We start from the raw sequence: 26,026 nt of genomic DNA, 5'->3' as shown, positions 1-26,026 counted from the left end.
GTTGTTATACGCCCCGGAACACGTAAAAACGCGGAACCCGAAAATGCAGATCGCTGTCGATTTTTGCCAGCCCTTCACGCTGGATCATTCCAATATCCGTGGCCGCTTCACGCGCCTTGGCCCGACGGTGCAGACCATCATCGGCCAACACAATTATCCGCCGCTTGCCAACCATCTGCTTTCCGAGATCATTGGCCTTGCTGTGCTGTTGTCTTCGTCGCTGAAATATGAAGGGCTTTTTACCCTTCAGACCAGCTCGGACGGGCCGATCAGCATGTTGGTGGTTGATGTTGATAGTGATGGCAATGTGCGCGCCTGCCTGCGGGTGGATGAAGAGCGCCTGAAAACCATGATCGCCGAGGAAGAAGGCGGCGAGGAAGCATTGCGTGGTCAGGTTCTGAAACTGATGGGGCGCGGGCATATTGCCTTTACGGTCGATCAGGGCGATGAGCATGACCGGTATCAGGGCATTGTTTCGCTTGAGGGCGAGACGCTGGCGCAATGTGCCGAAGCCTATTTCCGTCAGTCCGAGCAGCTTGAAACGTCGTTCAAGATCGAAGTTCATCGCGGCGAGACGACGGATGACTGGTGGGTCGGTGGTCTGTTCCTGCAGAAAATGCCTGTCAGCGCATCTGGCGAAGCTGCCACCCCGGAAGAAGCCGAAAAGGTTGCGGAAGACTGGAACCGCTCGACCATTTTGATGGCGAGTGCCACGCAAAACGAGCTTGTTGATATCTCGCTTTCGGCACATGACCTGATCTGGCGTCTGTTCCATGACGAAGAACCGCGTGTGTTTGATCTGACGCCGCTTCAGTTCAAATGCCGGTGTTCGCGCGAAAAGATCGAAGGCGCGCTTGTCACCTATCCGCTGGACGAGCTTCTGTCGATGCGCGAGGCGGATACCGGCGAGGTCGGCGTATCGTGCCAGTTCTGCAATACGCGCTATGGCTTTAACGAAGCCGATCTGCGCGCACTTAAGGCCGACGATCCCGAAGCGGCATCGCCGAAAATCTAGGGGTTCGGGCCTACGCGCTTTGTGTGCGTCACAGCCTTGCCTTAATCATAAAGCAACGTCACCATGCGAGGGTCTGGAACCTGACACGCCATGGTGGCGTTGTTTTTTTATGTATGTGTGTGATTGATCAAAGGAGATCGAAGACATGACGGTTATGTCCATCAAGGGCCTGCGCGCCGTTGTTGCGGGGGCGGCACTTGCGCTGATGACGGCTTGCACAAGCGGCCCGGTTGCGACCTATCCCGATGTGACATGGCGCCATCTTGATCCGATTGTCTTTGCTGCCGGACCGATTGAAAAGGTTGCGGCCTGGTCAAACGGGGGCGAAGGATCGCTTGAATCCGCCCTGCCGTTCAATCTCGGCCGTATGGCAATGAACTGGCCCGATGACCGCATCCAGACGGCAGGTACGAGCGACATGTTGCGCTATAGCGTCACCGAAGCCTCGGTCACCTCAAACGCGCTTAAAACCACCAAGGGCATCAAGGGTGTGTTTACCGACGATCAGTCTGACAAGGTTGATCTGAAGGTCGCGGCCAAGCTTGAACTGCTTGATGCCAATGGCACGCCCAAAGGCGAAGTCAGTGCGATGGCAGCGCGGTCGCGTACCCTTTCTGAATCGATGTCGGTGTCCGAGCGCGAACAGGCGATATATGACGAAACCACCGCGCTTTTGATGGATCTGGACCGCGAACTGGAACGCCAGATCAACAACAATCTGGGCCGGTTCCTGTTGCATTAATTGGCGAGCAGCCCGGGATTTAAAACCCCAAGACCGCGGTGAAGTAAGCCCCGCGGTCTTTTTTTGTTGCCTGCCAAGGTGACACGCGGGAAAACCATCAGGTTCACCCGTAGCAAGATTGTGCCGCGCATCATGTTTGAAATACCCCTGCCGTTTGTTGTTGCCTTGTTGCTGGCGATTTTGCTGGTGCGGTTGATCCTGCGCGGGCCTGCGGGGCCGGTCGGCCGGGGCATGCGGATCTTTATTGCCGCCAGTCTGGCGCTGGTCATTATGGTTGGATTGCGCTGGCAGTTTGATGTGTGGATCTTCCGATTCATGCGCCCTTTATTTGCCGCGATGCTGCCACCGATAGCCTGGGCATGCTTTGCGGCGCTCGGGACGCAGGAAACCTCACGCGGCCGATGGGCATGGCTGCACGTTATTCCGGTTCTGATTATTCTTGTTGCCATTTTGACCTGGAAAAAATGGCATATACCAGTTGATTTCCTGATTGCGCTGCAGTTTGCCGGATATGGAATTGCACTGATGGTGCTGGCCAGCCGGGGCGAGGAGCGCTTTGCACAGGCGCGACTGGGGGATGTCGGATCGGTTCGCGGCATTGTCGCCTTGGTTGGCTGTGCGCTGATTTTTTCAGGCCTGGTCGACGTATTGATTGCGCTTGATTTCAGGCTCACAAAGGGCACACATGCAGCCGCGATTGTAAGTTACGCGCAACTGGTTGTTCTGGTGGTGCTGGCGATCCTGATGATGCGGTTGGAGCGGTTAAGCCCGCAGACCGCAAATGCGCACGATGTCGAGCCAGAACCCAGCGTTTCGCCAAAACAAGATGATCGTCAGACTGATAACGATGATATTGGGGACGATGATGCCATCCTTGCGGTGATTGATGACGTCATACGCGAGAAGCATCTGTACCGTGATCCTGATCTGACATTGGATCGTCTGGCCCGCCGCGTGGTGATGCCGGCACGGAAAATTTCCGGCGCGATCAACCGCCGGTTTGGGCGCAATGTTTCACAGATCGTCAATGAGTACCGGATTGCAGAAGCGCAGTTGCTTTTGCATAGCACGGAAAAGCCGGTTACCGACATCATGTTTGAATGCGGCTTTCAGACCAAATCGAACTTTAACCGAGAATTCGGGCGCATCACGGGAATGGGTCCACGGGCCTATCGCGCCGTGGACCCGGACCTTGATGCCGGTAAAGATTTTGGTCCAATCAGGAAGCTGTTTCTCGCTGACGGAGAAAGTCGAGAATGAGGGTGATGGTCTGCTGATGCAGCTCTGATCGAACCGCTTGGTCGTCGCCATCAAGACAGATGATGCCATCGCCGGGAACTTCGCTTTCAAGCAGTGCTGCGGCATTTGGTTTGCATTCCGGCAGGAAGGTAAAATGCGCGGCCCTGGGCAAAACGTGGTACTGGCGCAGCTCTGCTGGCAGGTAGCGGATGAGATAGCCTGATTCAAGATCCTTGGGGATCTTTGGATTGGGCGAACCGGCGGCTATCACCAGCAAAGGGATGTCGATGGCTGCCAGGCTTTCGGGGGTGAAACCGCGCGCAAGGCCAATGTCAAGTGAGATGGCAGCACCGATCCGTTCGTCTTTGAGATTTGCCGCCAGCTTTTTCCGATCAGCGGTCTTGCGACCGACTTCAAGGGTGGCGATGCCGTCACAGGCGGCGAATTGAGGATTCTGTGCGCAATCTGCATCGGTCAGATCCATATCCATTCGCGCTCCGGACAGTTCAAGGGCTGTCCATGCGCCCAATGAATGCCCGATGACCGTGATGTTGGTCGTGTCGAGATAAGGGGACCATGTCGGGTTGTCGGAAAGCGATGTAATCAGGTGAGAGATATCGCGCGGGCGGAGCCACAATTTCGAGCCGACTTCGGCGGTGACATCGCGGCTGGTGGTGCCGGGATGGTTGATTGCGGCAACGACATAACCGGCACGGGCAAGTGCGACAGCAAGCCATCCCTGATTGCGCCAGTTGCCACCAAAGCCGTGCGACATGACGACCAAAGGATGGCGTCCGTCCATGGTCTTGGCGTCAGGTTGGACCATCTGACCGAAAAGGATCGGGTTTTCGCCGATAGTGGTTGCCGGATTTGTGTCCGTTGTTGGGTACCAGATTGCACCGGCCAAAGCCCGGTCGTCTTGTGTTGCTGCGATCGCGATTTCGCGAAAGCCAACAGCATTGGTCGATGCATTTGACGGGATGGAAAGAACAAGAAAGGCCAAAGCGGCCATTGTGTGAAAGGTGAAACGCAACATGCCTGATCCTCCAAATCAGATGAAATGATGCGAGGAGTTTTACCGCTTGGCGAGGTTCTGGCGTCCTTGAACGCGATCTAGGACCTTTCACGCACAGAAAAAGGCCCCAGTCACCTGACCGGGCCTTATACCAAGGAGCAGAAATACTCATCAATAGAGATCGTGCAAACGAGCTATTTGCTAGGAAGAACAGTGCAGGCGATGCGGTACATCTTCAAGCTGATCTGACGCCAGCCGGTAGTTTGTTTGCGCGACCGGGACGGCACCTTATCGCGCCCTCCTGATCGAGTCGTAGCTCACTTCCGATGCTCCGCATCGCCGCGCGAGCCTCTCCTAACCAGAGAACGCGATAAGGTGTCTCTATAGGTGACTATTTCTACTCCTTGGTATTAAATCGGAATTCTTGATTAAAGGATATTCCTAGCGGAACAGCATGACAGGCACATGACAGGAGCGGACCATTTCGGTGGTGGTGCTGCCGATGATCAGGTTGCGGATGCGCGAATGGCCATAGGCGCCCATGACCAGAAGGTCGATATTTTCCGCTTCGATCTTGTCCTTGATGACGTCTTCGGGCTCTCCCGAGGCAAAGCCGGCATCAACCTCATAGCCCGCCTTGCGCAGGATTGCGGCCGCTTCATCAAGCTTTTCCTGAAGATTTCCGTTTGGTTTGCCAGCAGAAAGCAGCGCGCAGGGCAGGCCGGTAAACAGTTTGCCTGTTGCGATATGGCGCACGGCCTTCATCGCACTTTCGCCGCCATCAAAGGCAATCAGGAATTTGTTGATTGGCTTGAACGCGCGCGAGGCGACCAGGATCGGTTTCTTGGCCGAACGCACCACCCGTTCAAGGTTCGAGCCCAGATGCATCTTGGCAAAATCGGCGGCTTCACCGCGTTTACCCACCAGGATCAGATCCGCATCACCTTCGAATTCGGCAATGGTTTCGACCAGATCACCATGGCGCAGCTTGGTGGTGACAGTGCCAAGGCCCTGTTCGGTCATGCCGGTTTTGGCTTCTTCGAGCAGCAGGCGGCCGCGCTTGAGTTCGAGCTTGTTTTTTTGCTCGTCAAGATCCGCCAGTTCTTTTAGCAGGGCGGAACGCGCGCCGAGCTTGAGGTTGCCACTGAGGTCTGCCGGTTCGGAATCGGTATTGCGACGGCCAAGCACGTGGAGCAGTTCGACCGATGCCTCGGTCCGTTCTGCCACCCAGCGGGTCAGGTCACATACACTTTGCGAATAGCCTGATCCGTCGATCAGGGCGATCAGATGTGTCATGGATCGTTTCCTTTCCCAGTTGCCTTAATGGCCCATCAGGCGTTCAAGCGCGCCGGGCTTATCGTGGATGGCCAGTTTATCGACGATTGTCTCGCTGGCTTCATTGAGGCCGATCAATTCGACTTCGGCCCCTTCACGGCGGAATTTGAGCACGACCATATCAAGGGCTGCAACACTTGAAATGTCCCAGATATGCGCGTGGCTGACATCAATCGTGACCTTGTCGAGCGCTTCGCGGAAATCAAACGCCTTGGTGAAGTCTTCGACCGAGGCAAAGAAGATCTGGCCTCGTACTTCATAGGTGCGATGGGTGCTGTCATCCGACAGCGTGCTGGTAACGCGGAAAATCTGTGCGATCTTCCAGGCAAAGAAAATGCCCGACAGCAACACACCGACCAGAACGCCAATCGCCAGGTTATGCGAACCCACCACCGTGATGACGGTTGCCAGCATCACGATCGACGAGCTGCGCGGATGGTCCTTGAGATCCTTGATCGAGGACCAGCTGAATGTCCCGATCGATACCATGATCATGATGGCAACAAGGGCAGCCATCGGAATGATCGCCACCAGATCGCCCAGAACCACAATCAGGATCAGAAGGAAGATACCGGCAAGGAAGGTCGACAGGCGGCAACGGCCCCCCGATTTGACGTTAATCACCGACTGGCCAATCATCGCACAACCCGCCATACCGCCGATAAAGCCGGTAAAGAAGTTGGCGATCCCCTGACCATAGCATTCACGCGTACGGTTGGACGTGGTGTCGGTCAGATCATCAACGATCTGGGCCGTCATCAGACTTTCGAGCAGACCGACCGCCGCGACCGCTGCCGAGTAGGGCAGGATGATCAGGAAGGTATCAAGATTAAGCGGCACATCCGGGAAATAGATCGCCGGGAAGGCATCAGGCAGTGCGCCCATATCGCCCACGGTGCGCAGATCGGCATCGATGAAGAACGACAGACCGGTCAGAACGATGATGCAAATCAGCGGTGACGGGATGACCTTGGTGATGCGCGGGAAGAGATAAATGATGGCAAGACCGCCTGCGACCATCACATAGGTCATGTAACTGACATTGGTCAGTTCGGGCAGCTGGGCCATGAAGATCAGAATGGCGAGCGCATTGACAAACCCGGTCATCACCGACTTGGAGACAAAGCGCATCAGGTTGCCAAGCCGGAACACACCGGCCAGCATCTGAATGACACCGGCCAGAACCGTCGCGGCTAACAGATAATCAAGGCCATGTTCACGGACAAGCGATCCCATTAGAACCGCGGTGGCCGCGGTGGCCGCCGAAATCATGCCCGGACGACCACCAAAAATCGCAGTGATCACCGCAATCGAGAAGGAGGCATACAGCCCGACCTTCGGGTCGACACCGGCAATGATGGAAAAGGCAATGGCCTCAGGGATCAGGGCCAGCGCAACGACAAGGCCCGAAAGCACATCGGCGCGGATGTTGCCAAGCCATTCAGCCCGCAAACGCGGCAGAAAATCGCTATTCACAGAAAGTCTCCGTCTCGGTCAAGCCCGACTTTGCACCCGACTTTGCAATGGGTTGTCCCCGGGCTGGAATGTCATCAGGTGGTCTTCATGATCCGTCAGCCGGAAATTCAGCGACAGGTCTCCCCAAGACCATCCTGTTCGTTGCTGCGTCGCAGCAGACTGTACCTATACCAATTTAAGATTTTGCACAACCTTGGGACGGACAGTCTTTGCCAAGTGTTCGCCGGTTTTTGGCGCCAGTCATATGTGCCAAATGACAACGGCCTGATCCCCGCTAGACAGGGGTCAGGCCGTGTTTTGATGATTGTGGCGCGCTTTTCGATCAGGCCTGATCGCGAAGGGCCTGTTCGATCGCCTTGCCGCAGGTGAGCGTATCGGCGGTACCGCCGAGGTCGCCGGTGCGCAGATTCTCATCCAGAAGCACGGTTTCAATCGCCTTCATGATCGCGTCATGGGCATCGGTGTGACCCAAGTGATCAAGCATCATCGCGCCCGACCAGATCTGGCCGATGGGGTTGGCGATGCCCTTGCCGGCGATATCCGGGGCGGAACCATGGACCGGTTCGAAGAGGGATGGGAATTTGCGTTCCGGGTTGATGTTGCCCGATGGCGCGATGCCAATCGTGCCGGTGCAGGCCGGGCCAAGGTCAGACAGGATATCACCAAACAGGTTTGAGGCGACGACGACGTCAAAGCGATCCGGGTTCATGACGAACTGGGCGGTGAGAATATCGATATGATATTTGTCCCAGCTGACGTCGGGATAGTTTTTCGCCATGTCGATCACCCGTTCATCCCAATAGGGCATGGTGATCGAAATGCCGTTTGATTTGGTGGCCGAAGTCAGATGTTTGCGCGGGCGTTTCTGGGCAAGTTCGAAAGCGTATTTCAGGATGCGATCAATGCCGGTGCGCGACATGATGGTTTCCTGAATGACGATTTCACGGTCGGTGCCGGGATACATTTTGCCGCCGACCGAGGAATATTCGCCTTCGGTATTTTCGCGCACGACATAGAAATCAATATCACCCGGTTTGCGACCGGCAAGGGGGGATGGCACGCCGGGCATCAGTTTGGCGGGACGCAAGCTGACATATTGGTCGAAATCACGGCGAAACTGGATCAGCGATCCCCACAGCGAAATGTGGTCGGGCACGGTGTCGGGCCAGCCAACCGCGCCAAAGAAAATCGCATCGTGAGGTTCGATCTGCGCACGCCAGTCATCGGGCATCATCTGGCCGTGCTTTTGATAGTAGTCGCAGGAACCGAATTCAAATTCGTCAAAGGTCAGGTCGAGGTCAAAAATCTCGGCCGCGGCTTTGAGCACGCGGATGCCTTCGGGCATGACTTCTGTTCCGATGCCGTCCCCGGCGATGACAGCGATTTTGTGGGTGGCGCTTGTCACGATGTTTTCCTCCGTCGCGATGTGATGTCCTTCAGATAATCAGGATTGCCCGGAAATCATTTACATTGGTAAGTGTAGGGCCGGTAATGATTTCGTCTTCGAGTGCTTCAAAGAAACTGTGACCGTCATTATTGGCGAGATACGCCTTTGCGTCCATGTCCAGAAGTGATCCACGCAACAAGGTATCGGGAGAAATGTACGCGCCAGCAATTTCTTCGAGCCCGTCAACGCCGTCGGTGTCACCCGCGACTGCGTGAATACCCGGTGCGCTATCGAGTTCTATGGTAAGTCCCAACAGAAATTCGACATTTCGGCCGCCACGTCCCGTTCCCTTGACGGTGACGGTGGTTTCGCCGCCTGACAACAAGACACAAGGGCGATCATTTAGATGGCGACGCGACGCGACATGCTTGGCTGTTCCGGCGAGTGATTTTCCGAGCTCGGATGCTTCGCCTTCCAGAGAGTCGCCGAGGACCATGGCATCAACACCTTCACAGCGCGCCTTCTGCGCGGCGGCATCAAGTGCCATTTGCGGTGCCGCGATCAAATGGGCCTCTGTGTTCAACAGCCTGGGATCATCGGGTTTGATTGTTTCGGCCTTACCTGAACGCAGGGCGTTCAACGCTTCGGTCGGTACTGGAATGTCGTAGCGGGTTATGACCTCAAGCGCGTCTGCGCAGGTTGTCGGATCGGCAACTGTCGGTCCCGAAGCAATATCGATAAACCTGTCGTTTGGAACATCGGAGATCATGAGCGAAACCACGCGTGCCGGGTGGCAAAGTGCTGCCAGTTTGCCGCCCTTGACTGTTGATAGGTGGCGACGAACACAGTTCATTTCGTCAATTGATGCGCCTGATTTCAACAGCGCCTTGTTGATCGCCTGTTTTTCTTCGAGGCGGATTTCGGGTATCGGATCGACCAAAAGCGCTGATCCCCCGCCTGAAATCAGACAGATCACTAGATCGTCTTCGGTAAGGTTCTTTATGCAGTCCTTGATGCGGCGCGTGGCCTGCAGCCCTGCGTCATCCGGAACAGGGTGGGATGCCTCAACGACGTCGATTTTGCAGGTGTCTACAGCATGGCCATAACGCGTAATCACAAGCCCAGAAAGTTCACCAGTCCAGTATTGTTCCAGGGTCTGGGCCATTTTGGCGGACGCCTTGCCAGCGCCAATAACAATGGTCCGCCCTTTGGGCGGTTTCGGGATAAAGGACGGTAGGCAAAGTTGAGGGTCAGCCGCATCAACAGCGGTTTGAAACAGATCAATCAGAAAATGTTTGATTGATGCAGGGTCATTGAGTCGAGCTTCTTTTTGTGTCCTCATCTTTGCCTCTGAGGTGTTTATTTGTTGTCGCCCTGGATCGCGGCAATAACCGCATCGGTGACCTGACGGGTGGTTGCTTTGCCACCAAGGTCCGGTGTGTGAAGGTCCGGATTGGCAGTTACGCGTTCGACCGCCCGCATCAGGCGTTCAGAGGCGGGTTTTTCACCAAGATGATCAAGCATCATCACCGCGCTCCAGAAGGTCGCGACCGGGTTGGCGATACCCTGACCGGTGATATCGAAAGCCGAACCGTGGATCGGTTCGAACATCGAGGGGAACTTTCCTTCGGGGTTTAGGTTCGCAGTCGGCGCGATACCAAGCGATCCGGCAAGGGCTGCGGCCAGATCAGACAAAATGTCAGCATGCAGGTTGGTTGCGACAATTGTATCAAGGGTTTCGGGACGCAGGGTCATGCGCATCGTCATGGCATCAACCAGCATCTTGTCCCATTCAACGTCGGGATACTCAGCAGCGACTTCCTTGGCGATTTCGTCCCACATGACCATACCATTGCGCTGAGCGTTTGATTTGGTCACCACGGTCAGTTTCTTGCGGGGGCGCGAACGGGCAAGATCGAAGGCAAAACGCATGATGCGAGTCACACCGGCACGGGTGAAGATCGACACCTCGGTTGCGACTTCTTCTGGCAGGCCGACGTGGGATCGGCCACCCTGACCTGCATACTCGCCTTCAGAATTTTCACGCACAATAACCCAGTCGAGCTCCGTGCGTTTAACATTGCGAAGCGGGCTTTCAATTCCCGAAAGAATCCGGGTCGGGCGAACATTGGCGTATTGGTCAAAAGGCTGGCAGATCGCCAGTCGCAGCCCCCAAAGAGTGACATGATCGGGTACGTCCGGTGCACCAACAGCACCAAAATAAATGGCGTCATGATCTTTGATGTGGTCACGGCCGTCTGCAGGCATCATAACGCCATGTTTCTTGTAGTAATCGGAACCCCAATCAAAGTGATCGAAGCTCATGGTGAACCCGCCATCGCGTTTTGCCAGAACATCCAGAACCTCGGTTCCGGCCGCAACGACCTCTTTGCCAATCCCGTCACCGGGGATGGCCGCAATACGATAGTTTTTCATGTTCATTCTCTTTGGTCTGTGTGTTGAGTGTTTTGTTCGTGTTCGATCAGAACAGGAAGCCGGACGGCATTCTGATCAGAAGGACTTCAGCCATCAGAAGATACAAGCCGCCGACAATGGCGATTGCCGCCAAGGCCTCGATAATTTGGCGTTTTGGCCCCATGATCTCGTAGCAGGCCACCCTTGACAGGATCAGGAAGGCGACGATTGCAGCGGATGCAAACCCGATTGCAGGGATCACAGCGACCCACCCGGCCATAACGAGAACCAGGGCGACGCGCCGCGATACTGATGCGTTTGCCGTTTCGCTGGTTGCTTCAGCCGGCTTGCGCAGAACGTTCAGCCCCAGAAGCATGACCGACAGGATGATGACGACGACCGAAATCGTGCTTGGAAAGACCGATCCCATCGGGCTCATGGTTGCGGTTTGACTGTATGCCCAACCGGCGGCACCTATAAGGAGTGCGGATACCACCATTCCGCTGATATCCCGGGGTTTGGCGATCTGTTTTTTCAAACCGGCAAGCGGATCGAATGACGAGGCTTTGAACTCCTGAATGTCTGGAGCCGTCGTTTCACCATTGCTTTCGGAATAGGAGCGCGCAGCATCAAGGGCGCGTTTTTTAGCCTTTTCCTTACGCTTGGCAAAAATTAGCGGGTAGATCACGGTGAAGACGGCCAGCGCAACGATGGCAAGGCTGATTGGGCGGCCAAAGAACATACCCATGATGTTGTTGGTGGCGTTGCCAATCAGATAGGATTGCACGAACCCCTGTTCGGCAATTTTGCCCAGAACCAGACCAAGGACAATCGGCGAAGGTGCGAAACCGCAGCGATTCAAAACCCAGCCAAGAACGCCCAGGCTGATCATCATCGTGACGTCATGCAGGTTGCTGTGGATGGCAAAGCTTCCGATGACCGTCAGGAAGGCGATGGTTGGCACCAGAAGGGTTTTAGGGATCGAGGCAATTGATTTATAGGCGTAGCGGCCAATCAGGAGACCTGCCGGCAACATCAGTGCAGTGGCGATCAGCAACCCGAAAATAAAGGTGTAAACGATATCGCCTTGCTGTGAGAACAGCGTTGGGCCGATCTTGATGCCCTGAACAAGCAGAGCGCCCAGAATAATTGCATCTGGCGGCGTGCCTGGAATGCCCAAAACCAGGGTCGGAATAAATCCGCCACCCACTGTGGCGTTGTTTGCGGCCTCTGTCGCCATCAGCCCGTCAGGTGCACCTTTGCCAAAAGTTTCAGGTTCTTTTGACGAGCGGCGCGCCTCGGAATAGGACACCAGCCCTGCAATGGAACCGCCTGCACCGGGCAGGATTCCAACAATAGTGCCAACAACGGCACTGCGTACAACGTTGAATTTGCTCTTCCAAGCCAACCCGAATGCTTCCAGCAAACGGATGCCACGCTTGCCTTGCTCGACTTTCAGGTGACGATCAGGTGTGGCAACAAGATCAATCAGCACCGGAATGCAATAAAGACCGATCAGGGCCGAGACGATATCAAAACCGCCCAGCAGCGTATGGGTCCCCATGGTAAAGCGGATATCCCCGCCAACCACGGCGACGCCTACCATTGCCAGCATCAGTCCAATACAACCGCCCAGCAGGCCCTTGATGGTATTGCCAACAGAAAGTGCTGAAATGAGTGTCAGGCCAAAGATCGCCAGCCAGAAATATTCCGGCGGACCAAAGGCCAGTGCGACCTTTGCCAGCGGCGGCGACAGCAGCAGCAGGAACACACCCCCGACAAGGCCACCAACAACAGATGCCAGCGTTGCCAGTGTTACTGCAAGACTACCGTCGCCGCGTTTGGCCATCGGGAAACCGTCAAACGTCGTGGCGATGGCTGACGGTGTTCCCGGTGTATTGACCAGAATGGCGGCAAAGGCGCCGCCATATATGGCCCCGGTATAGATCGCGCCAAGCGCAATCAAACCGGTTGCGGGATCCATGGTGAAGGTAAACGGGACCAGAACGGCCACCGCCATGGTTGCTGACAGTCCGGGCAAAGCACCAATAACTGTTCCAAGTATAACGCCACCCAGCGCCATAAGCAGGTTTAAAGGCGTGAGCGCGCTCACGAAATAGCCCAGCAATTCCATGTTGGTGACCTTTCCAATCCCGAATTATTATTTTTGCGTTTCTTAGCGGTTGGCGATGCCAAGCTTTTCGGCGATTTCACGATACTCTTCGGATTTCGCCGCAACGAAATCATTGATGAAGTCGTAGGTGATGTCGGTCAGAACGAAGCCGGCATCTTCCATTTTTTTCTGGAATTCAGGATTGTTGTTCACGTCGGTAACCATCTGCGAGATTTTCTCGCGGATTGGCTCGGGCGTGGATTTCGGGACGGCCACGCCACGGAACGCGCCGCCAACGATATCAAGGCCAAGTTCCTTGAAGGTCGGGACATCCGGGAATGCTTTAACACGTGTTTCCGATGCTACGGCAAGCATGCGCATGCCATCGCCATTATTGACGCCGGACGTCACATAGTTAAAGCCACCGGTGGTCTGGCTGCCGAGGATGGCGGTAACTGCCGGACCGGTGCCGCTAAACGGAACGTAAGTGGTGGTGATGCCAGCCAGTTCATCAAATTGGACCTGACCGAGATGGTTGGCAGAGTTCGAGCCCGAACCACTGAGCGTGACAAGACCCGGATTGGCTTTGGCGTAATCAATCAGTTCCTGCAGGTTCTGGAATTCGCTGTCCTTGGGGACAAACAGTGCATTGGGGGTGTAGTGGAAGAAGTTGATGTAGGTGAGGTCTTTGGTCTCGTAACCGACATCCTTTTCCATCGGTTGCAGAATGGTGTGGGGCAGGTTGATGCCCATAATGGTATAGCCGTCACCCTCCATGCCGTTCAGTTGCGACCAGGCTTGTGCGCCACCGGCACCGGCCATGTACTGGATGACAAAGGACTGGTCTGCGAGTGCTTCAAGATATGGCTGCTGGAAGCGTGCCGAGACATCGGACTCACCGCCGGCATTGAACGGAATGATGTAATTGATGGTTTTCTCCGGATATTCCGCAAATGCAGTTCCGGAAACCAAGGTAGCGGCCATTGCCGCCGCGATTGCAAGCTTACGCATCGGTATTCCTCCCGAAATAATTTTCACCGGATAGTTCGCCGGTGCTGGCAACCAGAACGGCTCGTGTTGATCGATCCCGTTGCCATTGTTTCCCTGATGTCGCATCGGGTTTTGACGTTGTAGGACGTCTGCGCTCGGCTATTGTTTTTGGCCCGATCGACTCCCTCAGTTTATATTTTTGAGAAATTCATTATAATTTCCGACTTCTCACTTCATTATGTCGTGGAGGTTAATAATGTCGGTCGACAGCGATCTGGGCTTTTTTGTACTTTTGGTCCGTAAGGGCAGCTTGTCGGCGGCGGCACAGGAGCTGAACCTTTCGCCCCCTGCGGTAAGCAAACGATTGGCAAAGCTTGAAGACCGTTTGGGGGTCAGGTTGCTTAATCGGACAACGCGGCGGATCAGCCTGACAAGTGAAGGGGATGCCTATTTCCAGAGTGCCGAGCAGATCATGCGCCAGATTGATGATCTTGAGCAGCGGGTCTCGCATGCCAGTGAAACGCCCACGGGGCTCTTGCGCATCAATGCGACATTCGGGTTTGGGCGTGAATATGTCGCACCGGTGGTGTCAGAGTTTTCCCACCTTTATCCGGAAGTCGAAGTGCAGCTTCTTTTAACCGATATTCCGATGAATATGGTCGAAGAGGGGATTGATCTTGGCATTCGGTTTGGCGGGTTGCCGAATTCGCGTATTCGTGCGCGCAAGCTGCAAGGCAACCGACGGTTCCTTTGTGCGGCACCGTCTTATCTTGAACGCTATGGGGGGCCTCGCAGATTGTCGGATCTGACCAACCACAACTGCATTATCCTGCGTCAGGGTAAGGATGTGCACGATATGTGGAAATTGCAACGCGGGCAACATTCGGAGACGGTCAAGGTGCAGGGGACCCTTTGCAGCAACGACGGCGAGATCGCACTTCAGTGGGTTCTGGATGGTCACGGGATTATGATGCGTTCGGAATGGGATATTGCGCGCCACGTCGAAGAGGACCGTCTGCGATTGGTGTTGCCACAATATGCCCATGTCGATGCGGACATTTATGCGGTTTATCCGGAACGCCACAATCTTTCTGCCAAGGTGCGCATTTTCATCGATTTCCTTCATCGGAAACTTCGCGAAACCTCGACCGCGCGGATTCAGTGATCTGCGCGGGTGACCAAGAAACAAGAAAGGCCCCTGTCAGGGACAGGAGCCTTTCCTTGTAAGGGTATTCTGGCGACAGGCGCCACCAGAAATTTATAGTCTGGCTGTTGAGCCTAGCGGTTCTGGCGGTTGTCGATCAGGTCATCGACAACGCCCGGATCGGCAAGCGTTGAGGTGTCGCCAAGCTGGTCATATTCGTTGGCGGCAATCTTGCGCAGGATACGGCGCATGATTTTGCCCGAACGGGTTTTCGGCAGACCCGGCGACCATTGCAGGTAATCCGGGCTTGCGATCGGGCCGATTTCCTTACGGACCCATTTGACCAGCTCAATGCGGAGTTCCTCGGTCGGTTCTTCGCCGGCATTCAGCGTCACATAGGCATAGATGCCCTGACCCTTGATGTCGTGCGGGACGCCGACCACGGCGGCCTCGGCCACCTTGGAGTGTGCGACCAGTGCGCTTTCGACCTCAGCCGTGCCCATACGGTGACCCGACACGTTGATCACGTCATCAACACGGCCGGTAATCCAGTAATAGCCGTCCTCGTCACGACGGGCACCGTCACCGGTGGTGTAGACATTGTTGAACGTGCTGAAATAGGTCTGGATGAAGCGTTCATGGTCGCCGTAGACCGTGCGCATCTGACCCGGCCAGCTGTCCTTGATGACAAGGTTGCCATCGGTTGGACCGGTAAGTTCCTTGCCCTCGTTATCAAGCAGGGCCGGCTGAACACCAAAGAACGGCAGGGTCGCCGAACCCGGTTTCAGGTCGGTTGCCCCCGGCAGCGGCGTAATCAGGATGCCGCCGGTTTCGGTCTGCCACCAGGTATCGACAATCGGGCAGTTCTTTTTGCCGACATGCTCGTAATACCATTCCCAGGCTTCCGGGTTGATCGGCTCACCCACCGAGCCAAGAATGCGAAGCGAGGACAGATCAGCCTTGTTCACATAGCTTTCGCCTTCGCGCATCAGGGCGCGAATTGCGGTCGGTGCGGTGTAGAAGATGTTGACCTTGTGCTTCTCGCAAACCTGCCAGAAGCGCGATGCGTCCGGATAGCTCGGCACACCTTCAAACATCAGGGTCGTGGCACCGTTGGCCAGCGGACCGTAAACGATGTAGCTGTGACCGGTAACCCAGCCGACGTCAGCGGTACACCAGTAAATATCGCCTTCGTGATAGTCGAAGACATATTCATGGGTCATCGAGGCGTAGACGAGGTAACCGCCCGAGGTGTGCAGAACACCTTTCGGCTTGCCGGTCGAGCCCGAGGTATAAAGAACAAACAGCGGGTCTTCGGCGTTGACTTCGGTCGGCGGACAGTCGGTGGAGGCTGCTTCGCAGACTTCGTGATACCAGACGTCCCGCGCATCGTTCCAGGCAACGTCCTTGCCGGTATGCTTGACGACGACCATTTTCTCGACCGATTTCACACCCGGGTGTGACAGGGCCTCATCCGCGTTGCGCTTGAGCGGGACCGAACGGCCGCCACGCAGACCTTCATCCGAGGTGATAACGACCTTGGCACCGCAGTCTTCAACACGGCCCGCAAGGGCTTCGGGCGAGAAACCGCCAAAGACGATGGAATGGATCGCGCCGATACGCGCACAGGCCAGCATGGCAACAGCGGCTTCGGGGATCATCGGCAGATAGATGACAACGCGATCGCCCTTGGCAACGCCCATCGATTTCAGCGCATTGGCGAAACGACATGTGCGCTCATAAAGATCGCGATAGGTGATGTGTTCGGAGACGTTGGGATCATCGCCCTCGAAAATAATCGCGGTCTGATCGCCGCGCTTTTCAAGGTGACGGTCAAGGCAGTTGGCCGCAACGTTGAGCGTGCCGTCCTCATACCATTTGATATAGAGATCTTTGGCATCGTAGCTGACGTTTTTGACGGTGCTGTAGGGCTTGATCCAGTCGATGCGTTTGCCATGTTCGCCCCAGAAGCCTTCCGGATCCTCGACCGACTGTTTGTACATGGCGTCGTATTTCGCTTTGTCGATTAAAGCACCCTTCGCGATGTCGCCAGGTACGGGATAAACGTTCGCAGACATATGTGGCCTCTTGTTCGTTTCCTGTGGTCTCTAGGTCGGCATCGGGTCACTTTGATGACTTCTCGAAGGGGCTCGAAAAAGGCATCCATCCGATGCGGTAATTTCGGTGCGGTTCAGGAATTGCCTTGCCAGTTTGCCCGGTTGGTTTTCATGGGCAGTGCTCGTTCGGGCATGGCAAAAACAATCCTGTCGCTTGAGCCCTATGCTAGTGCGCAGAAGGTATTGAGGAAATACAACTTAAGACGGGGGGCTTTGGGGTGATGCATGTAACAATCCTAAGGGTCAAAGCTCATTCACATAATCGTCCCGGTCTTCCGGATTTGTGCGGATACGCGGAGCAAAATCTTAGGAAGGTCTATATCTTTCAAGATTTTGCGACAAAGTAGCCCGTGCAAATCCGGAAGATCCGAAGGACAACTGATATGAGAGAAAGCCTCTGCGTCAAACCCCTTGACCGGGGATCACCCCGATCTGCGGGCTTTTCCTAGCTCTTTCTCTCATATCAATTGCCGGGGCGGTCATGTGAATGAGTTTTGACCCTGTGGTTTGTGCGATGGGTTAGCCGGGCCGCTGTGGGACATTTCGGTGCCGTCTTTTGCGCGGGTGGCATGTGCCGAATTTGGCGGCTTTGTTATGCTTGAACTCAATTATGTCATTGAAATGTAGTCTGAATTCCCAAAGTCGCCGGTGAAGCGGTTTAGATTTCTTTGGCGTCGGCATGGGGGATTTGGCTGGTTCGGTTCTGGATTTGACGGAACAAAACAGATACAAAGAATCCAGCACGTAATCGAATGGTGGGATAATGGATCCGATTTCTTTGGCAGCAGGGGCGCTTGGCGCATCTGTTCTGGCACTTGTCTTTAGCATCATGATGGTCAAGCGCATCAAGGATGCTACTAGGGCCGAGACGGAGTCGCGCACAGCCCTTCTGACATCGCAGCTCGAACATGCGGAAACCACGCGCCGTGACCTTGCGACCGAGGTGGCCCAGATGCGTGAAAAACTGTCTGAGGCATCGGAAAAGCGCGCCATTGCCGAAACCACGGCCAACCGGGTGCCGGTGCTTGAGGCCGAGCTAAAGGAGCTTCGCACTGCCCTTGATCAGTGGCGCGAAAAGGGATCCGAGCTTGAAACAGCACTTGAGAAAGAGCGTGAGGCGACCAAAGAAAAGCTCGAGATGCTTGAAGATGCCAAGACCAAGTTGCTTGATAGCTTCAAGGCGCTGTCGTCTGATGCGCTTAAGGTCAATAATGACGAGTTCATGAAGCTCGCACGTGAGAATTTCTCGCGCCTGCAGGAAGGGGCAAAGGGCGATCTTGAAAAGCGCCAGCAGGCAATTGACGGGCTGGTAAAACCGATCAAGGAACGCCTTGAGGCGTTTGATACCAAGGTCAACGAGCTTGAGAAAAACCGCAAGGAAGCTTACGGCGAGTTGCGCGAGCAGGTCGGGACCCTTGTGCAATCGCAAACCCGGCTTTCCAAGGAAACGCAAACGCTGAGCTCCGCCCTTCGGTCGAGTTCGTCGGTTTCGGGCAAGTGGGGGGAATTGCAGCTGAAGCGGATTGTCGAGCTCGCCGGGATGCTCAAGCACTGTGACTTTGACGAGCAGGTCCATTTCAATACCGACGAGGGCGTTCAGAAGCCCGACATGGTCATTCACTTGCCGGGCGGCAAGAATATCGTCGTCGATGCCAAGGCGCCGACCTCGGCCTATCTCGAGGCGATTGACGAGAAATATGACGATGACCGCCGCGAAGCGCTGATGGCGACCTATGTCACCAATGTGCGCAAGGTGATTACGGAGCTTTCGAAAAAGTCCTATTGGAAGTCGGTGGACAGCCCGGAATTTGTTGTGCTGTTCCTGCCCGGTGAAAGCTTCTTCTCGGCCGCTCTTGAACGTGACCCGCGTTTGATTGAAGACAGCTTCCGTGACGGGGTGATTTTGGCAACGCCGACCACGCTTCTCGGCTTGCTGAAAGCGGTGGCCTATGGCTGGCGCCAGGAAGCCCTGGCGGAAAGTGCCCGCGATATCAGCGAGATCGGCCAGCAGCTGTTTGACCGCCTGGGCACGCTTGCCAAGAACTTCAGTTCCATGGGCAAGTCGCTTGAAAGCACGGTCAAGAATTACAACAAGACGCTGGGTACGCTTGAGGGATCGGTTCTGGTGTCGGCGCGCAAGCTTAAGGAAAAGCATATCGTTGCCGATGACCGCATGATCGAGGAACCGGCCCCGTCGGAAACCCATGTGCGCGATATCACCAAGATGGAATTGCTGGCAGGGCCCGAGGATGCCGCAGAAGGTGCGAGCGAAGATGCCAAGCCTGATGCGCAAGAATAGCGCGCGGCGTTAAGGCGGCTTTCGGGGGGGCATGGCAGCCATCACGCGCAAATCGGGCAGTTTGCTTGACTTGGACGTGGGGAGACCTTATCTCGAAGCGCGAAATTCGCTATAATCAGTTACCGAACTACGATTGAAACCGGATCAGAGACCCATGGCCCTGCGTGAAATTCTTATCGTTCCAGACCCGCGCCTGAAGAAGGAATGCGAACCGGTCGAAGCCGTGAATGATGAGATCAAAACCCTTCTCGATGACATGCTTGAAACCATGTATGCAGCGCCGGGCATTGGTCTGGCAGCGCCGCAGATCGGGGTGATGAAGCGCGTGGTTGTCATGGATGTGTCCGATGACAAGGAAAAGCCCGAACCGCTTAAACTGATTAATCCGGAGATCATCTGGGAGTCTGAGGAAACCTCGATCTATCAGGAAGGGTGCCTGTCGATCCCGGAACAGTATGCCGATGTCGAACGTCCGGCCGAAGTCGGCATGCGCTATATGGATGAAAACGGCGAAACGCACGAGATCGAGGCGGACGGGTTGCTGGCAACCTGCATCCAGCACGAGATTGATCATCTGGACGGGGTTTTGTTTGCCGATTACCTCAGCGCGCTTAAGCGCAATATGATCATGAAGAAAGTCCAGAAGCTGCAGAAAACCAAAAAATCTGCCTGAGACTTCTGATGAGCATCGCATGCTAAGGGCCGGTTTTCCGGCCCTTTTGTTTTGCGGCTTGTTTTACGGGGGTTACGATTTGCGGGGTTTGAGGTCGCGTGAATCAAGCCCGACGATCCAGCCTTCGCGTTCCAGCACACTTGGCGTGCGCGGCAGGTTTTCGGGCCGGCGGCCTTCGGCAATTTCGATCAGGCCCATCACTCCGATCAAGGCGTCAAAGGCATCGTCCTTGCCGTGCGTCGGATCAAATCCATCCGCAATATCGGCCCAGACCGTGGGGCTGATATCAATGCCCCTGGCATGGGCGTCATCGCGCAGTTGGTGCAGGTATTTCTGGCGGCTGCTTTGATTTGATTTAGTTAACTCACTTATATCAGAAAGCCAGCCATAGATTTCACCGGGATAGGTTTCAATCAGAGTCACACCGGATGTATTGCAGCAGGTCTCAAGATCGCCCGAGAAGGGCCAGATATGAAAGCCGTCTTCGTATCCCGGGATGATCAGGTTTTTAAGGCCGTGCAGCATGGCCTTGCCGACCTGATTGGCGCCGAGTGTCCAGAAGGACGGGCAGGCGGCGTTGCGTTTGGCGGTCGGGAATTCGCAGGCGCGATGCAGGGCATCAAAGCTTGGCAGGCCGAGGGCGGTGATCAGGTGATCGCGTTTAACACTTCCCTTTGCGCCGGCGCTTTGTGGGTAAAATGGCCGGTGACGGTGGATTACATCCGGTATTTTGCAGACATCAAAGAAATCCTGCCAGTCGTCGGTTTGAAGCAGCGTCAGCAGGGTTTTGAAGTCTTTGACATGCGCACCATCATGTTTTGTGCCCTCATACCACGCATCCAGAAACCCGATCGGCATATCAAGGCCAAGCCAGATCGCATCTTTCTTGCCATGGGTGGCAAGGGATTGCCGGAATTGATCGAGCATTCCGACCGGCTCGATGGCGTGGATGTGCCAGCCCATGTCATTGCGGGTGGCCTTGGCGACCCAGCGGCCCTTGGCCGACAGGCTCCAATCCGCATGCCAGATGTGGGTGACCGGGTATTTCCGAGCTTGAGGTAAGGCTTGGCTTGTCATTTTGGCAGGATAGCGCCAAATTGCCGCCAGAAGAGTCAAAAGTTGCCTTAAGAGATGAATGGACGAGCGATATGACCAAGCTGCGCATTGCCTTTATGGGAAGCCCGGACTTTGCCCTTGTGGCGCTGAAGGATCTGGTTGCGAGCGGGCATGATGTGGTTTGCGTCTATTCCCAGCCGCCGCGCCCGGCGGGCCGCGGGCACAAGGAAACACCAAGCCCGGTCCATGCCTGGGCCGCCGAGCAGGGCATCGAGGTGCGCCATCCGGTGTCGCTGAAATCGGCTGAGGAACAGCAGGCCTTTGCCGACCTTGATCTTGATGTTGCGGTGGTGGCGGCTTATGGCCTGATCCTGCCGAAAGCCATTTTGGATGCTCCGAAATATGGCTGTTTGAACATTCACGCGTCGCTTCTGCCGCGCTGGCGCGGGGCGGCCCCAATCCAACGCGCCATTCTGGCCGGGGATGCGGCGACCGGGGTGACCATCATGCAGATGGATGTCGGGCTTGATACCGGTGACATGCTTCTGATTGGCGAACTGCCGATTACCTCGGACACCTATGCCAATGCCTTGCATGATGATCTGGCCAAGCTTGGCGGGGAAATGATTGTCGAGGCGTTGGACAAGTTGTCCACAGGGCAGCTTACCGCGACAAAGCAGCCAGACGACGGTGTCACCTATGCCGCCAAGCTTGAGCGGCCTGAGGCGAAGCTGGACTTCAACGATGATGCGGCCGCGCTTGAGCGTAAAATTCGCGCCTTTACCCCGTGGCCGGGGGCCTATTTCGAGTTTGGCAAGGAGCGCATCAAGGTGCAGGCGGCCGAGGTGATTGATCAATCCGTGCCGGTTGGCGAAATCATTGATGACAAGCTGACGATTGGCTGTGGTACAGGCGCACTTCGCCCGACGCGGATCCAGCGCCCGGGCAAATCGGTGATGGATACCGACGCCGTGCTGCGTGGCTATGACAAGCTTGCCAAGGGAGTCGTGTTGGGCGGTTAAGAAACAAAAGTTGTGCAAAACACTGTTTGTTTCAGAGATTGATGGAAGCCTAAATTAGTTTCCGCGATCATCATTAAACCATATATTGTCGTAAGGAATTTTTGCCTGGGTCAATCGTATTTCTATTTGGTTTCGTAGCCATGACCACAGGTCTACTCCTTGGTCTGCACATGTTGCGATATCATCGCAAGCTCTAGTGGCTTTTTTGTGGAGCACTTCTTCCCCGTTTGAGTCTAATCCCATAATTTCAACCACTGACATCAAGTCTTTGCCGTCATATTGAGTGTAAACGTATAAATCAGTCATGATCATCTCGCTTTCAATGGCAGTAATTGCATGAAAAGCTCTTAATTTTAAGAAGCTTTAAGTTGTTTCGGTTGAGCTTCTTAGGTGGATATTGACGATACTAGAGCATAAGAAAAATCAGAGACTTATGAAATGAGTAATTTTTCTTAAGGAATTTAGTCTCAATGGTTAAATCTGCCGCTTCAAATTGGATTGCCCCGTCGCTCATCCGGCCCGCCTTTAACCGTGATGGGGACGGCATTGCCGATTTGATCGAGCTGGTCTTTGCCGATTATCCCGGTTGCGTGTTTGATCGCGCCGGGGAATTTCCCGAGCTTGATGCGATTGCCGATGACTTCAAGGCCGATGATGGCCGCATCTGGGTCGCGGTCGATGATCAGGATCGTGTCGTCGGCTGCTTTGGGGTCAAGTATGACATCGCGACCCGCGAGGGTGAGCTGCATAAAGTCTATTTGCATCCGGCCGCACGCGGGCAGGGGATGGCGCAAAAACTGATGGGCAAGGCGCTGGCGTGGCTGGGGCAAACGCATCCGGAATGCGAGAGCGTGATGCTGTGGACCGACACGCGCTTTGAGGCAGGGCATCGCTTTTATGAAAAATGCGGCTTTGCGCGCACCGGCGAAAGCCGCATTCTTGATGATCTTTCCAATTCGTCGGAATGGCAGTTCCGGTTTGATTTTCAGGCCTATCAGGAAGCCCTGATGTTCTAGGGGGTTCCCCTATTTCCCGAGGTCGCGCGCCGTTGTTGTCGTATCCGTGGTGCCGTCGCTGTTGCGGCGCACGGCACGGGCATCGCGGAAGCCGAGCTCCCACGGCGGGACCGGGGTGAATTTTTCAGCCAGGAAGTCCACAAAGGCGCGGACCTTGGGCGAGAGGTGGCGCTTATGCGGATACACCGCCGAAATCCACGCCTGATCATGGACATATTCGGTCAGAACCGGGGTCAGGCGGCCGGTGCGGATATCTTCGTGCACGAGATATTCCGCCAGCCGCGCCATGCCAAGCCCGGCCAGAACCGCCTCGTGAAGCACATCGCCATCATTGGCCGAGAATGAGCCCTGCGCGCGGAAGGACACATGGCCGTCCGGGGTTTCGAAATGCCAGTCATTGAAGCTTTCGCGCGATGACAGATGCAGACAGTTGTGGTTTTCGAGTTCCTGTGGCTTGCGCGGAATGCCGTTCTTTTCAAGATATTCCGGCGATGCGACGATCATGCGACGGTTGACCGCATATTTACGCGCAATCAAGGACGAGTCTTCAAGTGCTGACAGACGAATGGCCAAGTCATAGCCATCGTTGACCAGATCGGTGAATTTGTCATCGAGCGTCAATTCGATCCGCACATCGGGATAGCGCGCCAGGAATTCCGGGATCAGCGGCACCACCTGCATTTTGGTAAAGGCGACCGATGCGTTGATGCGAAGGGTCCCGCGCGGGGCGGCATAAAGCTGGGTGACGACTTCTTCGGCTTCTTCGATCTCGTTTAAGATCGTGCGCGCACGTTCGTAAAAGGCACGGCCTTCTTCGGTCAGGCTGAGCTGACGGGTGGTCCGCATGAGAAGTCGGGCGCCGAGGCGATCCTCAAGGCGCGAGATGTATTTCGAGACGGCTGACGGCGACAGGCGCATTGTCCGGGCGGCGGCCGAGAAGCTTCCTTCCTCGACAGCATGGACAAAGATTTCCATTTCCGCGGCGCGATCCATATTCAGGCTTCCTATTTATGACGATCATTCACAAGTAATGTGCATATTGAGGGAATTCTCTTTCCCCGTAAAGAAAATTAGATTGAGTTCATCGAGAGCGACATGGCGTCGCAACGAACGAAATTTTGAGGAGGTCACCATGGCCACTTACGAAGAAATCACCACCCGCTACATCTCCACCACCGAAATCGAGGCAGGTGTACGCAAAGGTCAGCAGCTCCGCGCTGAATTCGTAGGCGCCTTCTTCCGTAACCTGTTCAAAGGTGATGACAAAGACGTCAAACACCCGGCAGGTACCGTTGGCGGTGCAGCCTAACGAACTTTCCTAACTGTATGCGGTCGAGCACTGATTGATATTCCTCCCCAAGAGGTGCTCCCGCAGGCAGGGACTACGACTACGGTTTCTATCTAGCGTCTTCCTCCCTATTTGACGCTGTTTTCCCGACTGGCCCGGTCACTTTTGTGATCCGGGCCATTTTTTTGGTTAATCGGCTTCTTTTGGGGCGATGCCCGGCGGCATATAAAAGCCCGGCCGCTCCGAGAACCACGAGCCAAGACTGACGACGGCGGATGCCACCAGTGTAACGACGAGCATCATGGCAATCGAAATGTCAGCGGCAAACATCCAGCCATAAATCGCCGGACCCATGGCGGATGCCAAAACCATGACCGCGGTCAATGTGCTGCGCACCGCCCCGATTTCATCAAGCGGAACCAGTTCCGGGATGATGGCGGTGCGCAATGTCGTGGCAAAACCGGTCGTGATACCTACCAAGCCCATATAGATCAGGATGACCCAGGGTGTGCTTGTTGCGGCAAGGATTACAATGCCGGCCATCATGGGAATCAGGTGCCAGGGAAACAGACGGCGGGCGGAATGTTTGTCGATCAGCGGGCCGCTGCCAAAGGCCCCCAGTACCGATGTGATGGCAAAAACCGTAAAGCCGGCGGCAAACCAGCCAAGATCAATGCCCTTGTGGCTGGCAATTGCGCCCTGATGGAAAAACAGGGCGGTCATAATCAGCGGCGGGGCGGCCAGCATCGGCATGCAGAACCAGACATAGAGCGATTTGAACAGGCGGGGGTGATCGATTGGCGAGTCGGGTGTCGGGGGCTCGGCCGTTGTGGTGCTGTCGGCGTTTGATGTGCTTGGCGACTCGTTTGATTTTGCCGGTGCCTTGCGGAATGTCTCATCGCGTCGGATCAGCCAAATCGCGACCGGCAGCAGCACGATCAGAATAAAGGCGGCCGAACCGGCATAGGTAGTGCGCCAGCCAAAGGCGGCAATCAGGGCCAGCAAGGTCGCGGGCAGGATCGCCTCGGCGAGCGGAAAGCCGAAACTGGCAATCGCCAGCGCCCGGCCACGACTGCGCGAGAAATAACGTGCGATGCCGGTCATGCTGACATGGCTCATCAAGCCCTGACCGGCGAGACGCAGCACAAACAGGGCGGCGATCAGCATCCAGACATTGCTTGCCAGCGAAATCAGTACACAGCCAAGTGCAAGCAGCGCCATGGTCGCCAAGCTGTAGGACAGGATATCGACCTTGTCGATCCAGCGGCCCACGACCGGCAGGCAGAGCGCACTGGCGATGGTGATTCCGGCATAGATATTGGCAAATTCGGTTTCATTGAGCGCAAGGCTGGCCGAGATAAACGGCACAAAAAGTGCTACCAGAAAGGTCTGCCCGAAGGAGGAGCCGAAACTGTGGAGCGCGCCAAAGGCCAGTTGTCGGGGCGCTTGTCGGAGCAAGGACAGAAATTGCATGCAGGTTCCGGCGGGCAAGAGTGGGCTCGTCAAAGAGCGGGGCGCGCAAATCAAATGGTATGAGGAATTTATCGGTGGCAAGGCCAGCTGTCTACCCGCCCGCATGGATGGGGTATGCCCAAAGAAAAAGCAGCGGTGTTAAGTGTCAAGGACCGCTGCATGATATATGCGCATCCTTGCGTTTGCCCTTACAATGATTTTGCGCATGACG

22 protein-coding genes are annotated in these 26,026 nt (G+C 55.5%); 9 read left to right on the top strand and 13 right to left on the bottom strand.

Features of this window, described 5'->3' with window-relative positions:
• Positions 1-43: 43 nt before the first annotated feature.
• The 3 genes from hslO to ACXAIA_RS00100 all read left to right on the top strand — a co-directional run bounded on the left by hslO (position 44) and on the right by ACXAIA_RS00100 (position 3,017).
• The gene (gene hslO / locus ACXAIA_RS00110; RefSeq protein ID WP_475347547.1) at positions 44-1,015 is read left to right on the top strand and encodes an Hsp33 family molecular chaperone HslO; all 972 of its coding nucleotides are present in this window, start codon (positions 44-46) and stop codon (positions 1,013-1,015) included.
• A gap of 145 nt (positions 1,016-1,160) precedes the next feature.
• A complete protein-coding gene (locus tag ACXAIA_RS00105; protein WP_475347546.1) occupies positions 1,161-1,757 on the top strand; it encodes a hypothetical protein in 597 nt (198 codons plus the stop codon).
• A 132-nt stretch (positions 1,758-1,889) separates the two neighbouring features.
• Positions 1,890-3,017, top strand: coding sequence for a helix-turn-helix domain-containing protein (locus ACXAIA_RS00100; protein WP_475347545.1), 1,128 nt, complete (start codon positions 1,890-1,892; stop codon positions 3,015-3,017).
• Here ACXAIA_RS00100 and ACXAIA_RS00095 read toward each other — a convergent pair.
• The 8 genes from ACXAIA_RS00095 to ACXAIA_RS00060 all read right to left on the bottom strand — a co-directional run bounded on the left by ACXAIA_RS00095 (position 2,977) and on the right by ACXAIA_RS00060 (position 13,748).
• The gene (locus tag ACXAIA_RS00095) at positions 2,977-4,032 is read right to left on the bottom strand and encodes an alpha/beta hydrolase family protein (protein ID WP_475347544.1); all 1,056 of its coding nucleotides are present in this window, start codon (positions 4,030-4,032) and stop codon (positions 2,977-2,979) included. The genes ACXAIA_RS00100 and ACXAIA_RS00095 overlap by 41 nt on opposite strands.
• Before the next feature lie 420 nt (positions 4,033-4,452).
• Positions 4,453-5,307, bottom strand: coding sequence for a universal stress protein (locus tag ACXAIA_RS00090; protein WP_475347543.1), 855 nt, complete (start codon positions 5,305-5,307; stop codon positions 4,453-4,455).
• Positions 5,308-5,331: 24 nt separating this feature from the next.
• Entirely contained in the window at positions 5,332-6,822 is a 1,491-nt protein-coding gene (locus ACXAIA_RS00085; RefSeq protein WP_475347542.1) for a SulP family inorganic anion transporter, read from the bottom strand.
• 322 nt (positions 6,823-7,144) lie between these two features.
• Positions 7,145-8,227 (bottom strand): tartrate dehydrogenase, encoded by a 1,083-nt coding sequence (locus ACXAIA_RS00080; RefSeq protein ID WP_475347541.1) that lies wholly within the window; start codon positions 8,225-8,227, stop codon positions 7,145-7,147.
• Between the two features lie 31 nt (positions 8,228-8,258).
• The gene (locus tag ACXAIA_RS00075; RefSeq protein WP_475347540.1) at positions 8,259-9,551 is read right to left on the bottom strand and encodes a glycerate kinase type-2 family protein; all 1,293 of its coding nucleotides are present in this window, start codon (positions 9,549-9,551) and stop codon (positions 8,259-8,261) included.
• 17 nt (positions 9,552-9,568) lie between these two features.
• Positions 9,569-10,645, bottom strand: a complete 1,077-nt coding sequence (locus ACXAIA_RS00070; protein WP_475347539.1) for a tartrate dehydrogenase — start codon at positions 10,643-10,645, stop codon at positions 9,569-9,571.
• Positions 10,646-10,691: 46 nt separating this feature from the next.
• On the bottom strand, positions 10,692-12,758 hold the full coding sequence (locus tag ACXAIA_RS00065; RefSeq protein WP_475347538.1) for a tripartite tricarboxylate transporter permease: 2,067 nt from the start codon (positions 12,756-12,758) through the stop codon (positions 10,692-10,694).
• 42 nt (positions 12,759-12,800) lie between these two features.
• Positions 12,801-13,748, bottom strand: coding sequence for a tripartite tricarboxylate transporter substrate binding protein (locus tag ACXAIA_RS00060; protein WP_475343710.1), 948 nt, complete (start codon positions 13,746-13,748; stop codon positions 12,801-12,803).
• Positions 13,749-13,983: 235 nt separating this feature from the next.
• Between ACXAIA_RS00060 and ACXAIA_RS00055 the strand changes: the two genes are divergently transcribed.
• Positions 13,984-14,892 carry a LysR family transcriptional regulator gene (locus ACXAIA_RS00055; RefSeq protein WP_475347537.1) on the top strand — a complete coding sequence of 303 codons (909 nt, stop codon included), beginning with the start codon at positions 13,984-13,986 and terminating at the stop codon, positions 14,890-14,892.
• Positions 14,893-15,005: 113 nt separating this feature from the next.
• Here the strand turns inward: ACXAIA_RS00055 and acs are convergent, their stop codons facing one another.
• Complete coding sequence (gene acs / locus ACXAIA_RS00050) at positions 15,006-16,949, bottom strand: acetate--CoA ligase (protein WP_475347536.1); 1,944 nt, start codon at positions 16,947-16,949, stop codon at positions 15,006-15,008.
• An 802-nt stretch (positions 16,950-17,751) separates the two neighbouring features.
• On the opposite strand from acs, the gene ACXAIA_RS00045 reads away from it, so the two are divergent.
• Both ACXAIA_RS00045 and def read left to right on the top strand, forming a co-directional pair.
• Positions 17,752-19,287: a DNA recombination protein RmuC gene (locus ACXAIA_RS00045; protein WP_475347535.1), complete on the top strand. Its 1,536-nt coding sequence runs from the start codon at positions 17,752-17,754 to the stop codon at positions 19,285-19,287.
• A 154-nt stretch (positions 19,288-19,441) separates the two neighbouring features.
• Positions 19,442-19,960 (top strand): peptide deformylase, encoded by a 519-nt coding sequence (gene def / locus ACXAIA_RS00040; RefSeq protein ID WP_475347534.1) that lies wholly within the window; start codon positions 19,442-19,444, stop codon positions 19,958-19,960.
• Positions 19,961-20,032: 72 nt separating this feature from the next.
• Here def and ACXAIA_RS00035 read toward each other — a convergent pair whose 3' ends face one another.
• Positions 20,033-21,037 carry a methyltransferase type 12 gene (locus ACXAIA_RS00035; protein WP_475347533.1) on the bottom strand — a complete coding sequence of 335 codons (1,005 nt, stop codon included), beginning with the start codon at positions 21,035-21,037 and terminating at the stop codon, positions 20,033-20,035.
• 71 nt (positions 21,038-21,108) lie between these two features.
• Here ACXAIA_RS00035 and fmt point away from each other — a divergent pair, with 71 nt between their 5' ends.
• Complete coding sequence (gene fmt / locus ACXAIA_RS00030; RefSeq protein WP_475347532.1) at positions 21,109-22,038, top strand: methionyl-tRNA formyltransferase; 930 nt, start codon at positions 21,109-21,111, stop codon at positions 22,036-22,038.
• A 54-nt stretch (positions 22,039-22,092) separates the two neighbouring features.
• Here fmt and ACXAIA_RS00025 read toward each other — a convergent pair whose 3' ends face one another.
• A complete protein-coding gene (locus ACXAIA_RS00025; protein WP_475347531.1) occupies positions 22,093-22,344 on the bottom strand; it encodes a hypothetical protein in 252 nt (83 codons plus the stop codon).
• 164 nt (positions 22,345-22,508) lie between these two features.
• Here ACXAIA_RS00025 and ACXAIA_RS00020 point away from each other — a divergent pair, with 164 nt between their 5' ends.
• On the top strand, positions 22,509-23,054 hold the full coding sequence (locus ACXAIA_RS00020) for a GNAT family N-acetyltransferase (RefSeq protein WP_475347530.1): 546 nt from the start codon (positions 22,509-22,511) through the stop codon (positions 23,052-23,054).
• A gap of 9 nt (positions 23,055-23,063) precedes the next feature.
• On the opposite strand, the gene ACXAIA_RS00015 is transcribed toward ACXAIA_RS00020, so the two are convergent.
• Positions 23,064-24,047, bottom strand: coding sequence for a LysR family transcriptional regulator (locus tag ACXAIA_RS00015; RefSeq protein WP_044830178.1), 984 nt, complete (start codon positions 24,045-24,047; stop codon positions 23,064-23,066).
• A gap of 139 nt (positions 24,048-24,186) precedes the next feature.
• Here ACXAIA_RS00015 and ACXAIA_RS00010 point away from each other — a divergent pair, with 139 nt between their 5' ends.
• A complete protein-coding gene (locus ACXAIA_RS00010) occupies positions 24,187-24,363 on the top strand; it encodes a hypothetical protein (protein ID WP_475347529.1) in 177 nt (58 codons plus the stop codon).
• A 168-nt stretch (positions 24,364-24,531) separates the two neighbouring features.
• On the opposite strand, the gene ACXAIA_RS00005 is transcribed toward ACXAIA_RS00010, so the two are convergent.
• Positions 24,532-25,815, bottom strand: a complete 1,284-nt coding sequence (locus ACXAIA_RS00005) for an MFS transporter (protein ID WP_475347528.1) — start codon at positions 25,813-25,815, stop codon at positions 24,532-24,534.
• Positions 25,816-26,026: the final 211 nt, after the last annotated feature.

The organism is Thalassospira sp. ABL2_045, from assembly GCF_056161285.1.
The sequence above is the reverse complement of the archived record's forward strand: the minus strand, read 5'-3'. Positions and strand labels throughout refer to the sequence as shown.

Excerpts from the sequence above, each read along its gene's own strand:
- hslO (WP_475347547.1), top strand. The coding sequence starts at position 44 with ATGCAGATCGCTGTCGATTTTTGCCAGCCCTTCACGCTGGATCATTCC.
- ACXAIA_RS00105 (WP_475347546.1), top strand. The coding sequence starts at position 1,161 with ATGACGGTTATGTCCATCAAGGGCCTGCGCGCCGTTGTTGCGGGGGCG.
- ACXAIA_RS00100 (WP_475347545.1), top strand. The coding sequence starts at position 1,890 with ATGTTTGAAATACCCCTGCCGTTTGTTGTTGCCTTGTTGCTGGCGATT.
- ACXAIA_RS00095 (WP_475347544.1), bottom strand. The coding sequence starts at position 4,032 with ATGTTGCGTTTCACCTTTCACACAATGGCCGCTTTGGCCTTTCTTGTT.
- ACXAIA_RS00090 (WP_475347543.1), bottom strand. The coding sequence starts at position 5,307 with ATGACACATCTGATCGCCCTGATCGACGGATCAGGCTATTCGCAAAGT.
- ACXAIA_RS00075 (WP_475347540.1), bottom strand. The coding sequence starts at position 9,551 with ATGAGGACACAAAAAGAAGCTCGACTCAATGACCCTGCATCAATCAAA.
- ACXAIA_RS00070 (WP_475347539.1), bottom strand. The coding sequence starts at position 10,645 with ATGAAAAACTATCGTATTGCGGCCATCCCCGGTGACGGGATTGGCAAA.
- ACXAIA_RS00065 (WP_475347538.1), bottom strand. The coding sequence starts at position 12,758 with ATGGAATTGCTGGGCTATTTCGTGAGCGCGCTCACGCCTTTAAACCTG.
- ACXAIA_RS00060 (WP_475343710.1), bottom strand. The coding sequence starts at position 13,748 with ATGCGTAAGCTTGCAATCGCGGCGGCAATGGCCGCTACCTTGGTTTCC.
- ACXAIA_RS00055 (WP_475347537.1), top strand. The coding sequence starts at position 13,984 with ATGTCGGTCGACAGCGATCTGGGCTTTTTTGTACTTTTGGTCCGTAAG.
- acs (WP_475347536.1), bottom strand. The coding sequence starts at position 16,949 with ATGTCTGCGAACGTTTATCCCGTACCTGGCGACATCGCGAAGGGTGCT.
- ACXAIA_RS00045 (WP_475347535.1), top strand. The coding sequence starts at position 17,752 with ATGGATCCGATTTCTTTGGCAGCAGGGGCGCTTGGCGCATCTGTTCTG.
- def (WP_475347534.1), top strand. The coding sequence starts at position 19,442 with ATGGCCCTGCGTGAAATTCTTATCGTTCCAGACCCGCGCCTGAAGAAG.
- ACXAIA_RS00035 (WP_475347533.1), bottom strand. The coding sequence starts at position 21,037 with ATGACAAGCCAAGCCTTACCTCAAGCTCGGAAATACCCGGTCACCCAC.
- fmt (WP_475347532.1), top strand. The coding sequence starts at position 21,109 with ATGACCAAGCTGCGCATTGCCTTTATGGGAAGCCCGGACTTTGCCCTT.
- ACXAIA_RS00025 (WP_475347531.1), bottom strand. The coding sequence starts at position 22,344 with ATGACTGATTTATACGTTTACACTCAATATGACGGCAAAGACTTGATG.
- ACXAIA_RS00020 (WP_475347530.1), top strand. The coding sequence starts at position 22,509 with ATGGTTAAATCTGCCGCTTCAAATTGGATTGCCCCGTCGCTCATCCGG.
- ACXAIA_RS00015 (WP_044830178.1), bottom strand. The coding sequence starts at position 24,047 with ATGGATCGCGCCGCGGAAATGGAAATCTTTGTCCATGCTGTCGAGGAA.
- ACXAIA_RS00010 (WP_475347529.1), top strand. The coding sequence starts at position 24,187 with ATGGCCACTTACGAAGAAATCACCACCCGCTACATCTCCACCACCGAA.
- ACXAIA_RS00005 (WP_475347528.1), bottom strand. The coding sequence starts at position 25,815 with ATGCAATTTCTGTCCTTGCTCCGACAAGCGCCCCGACAACTGGCCTTT.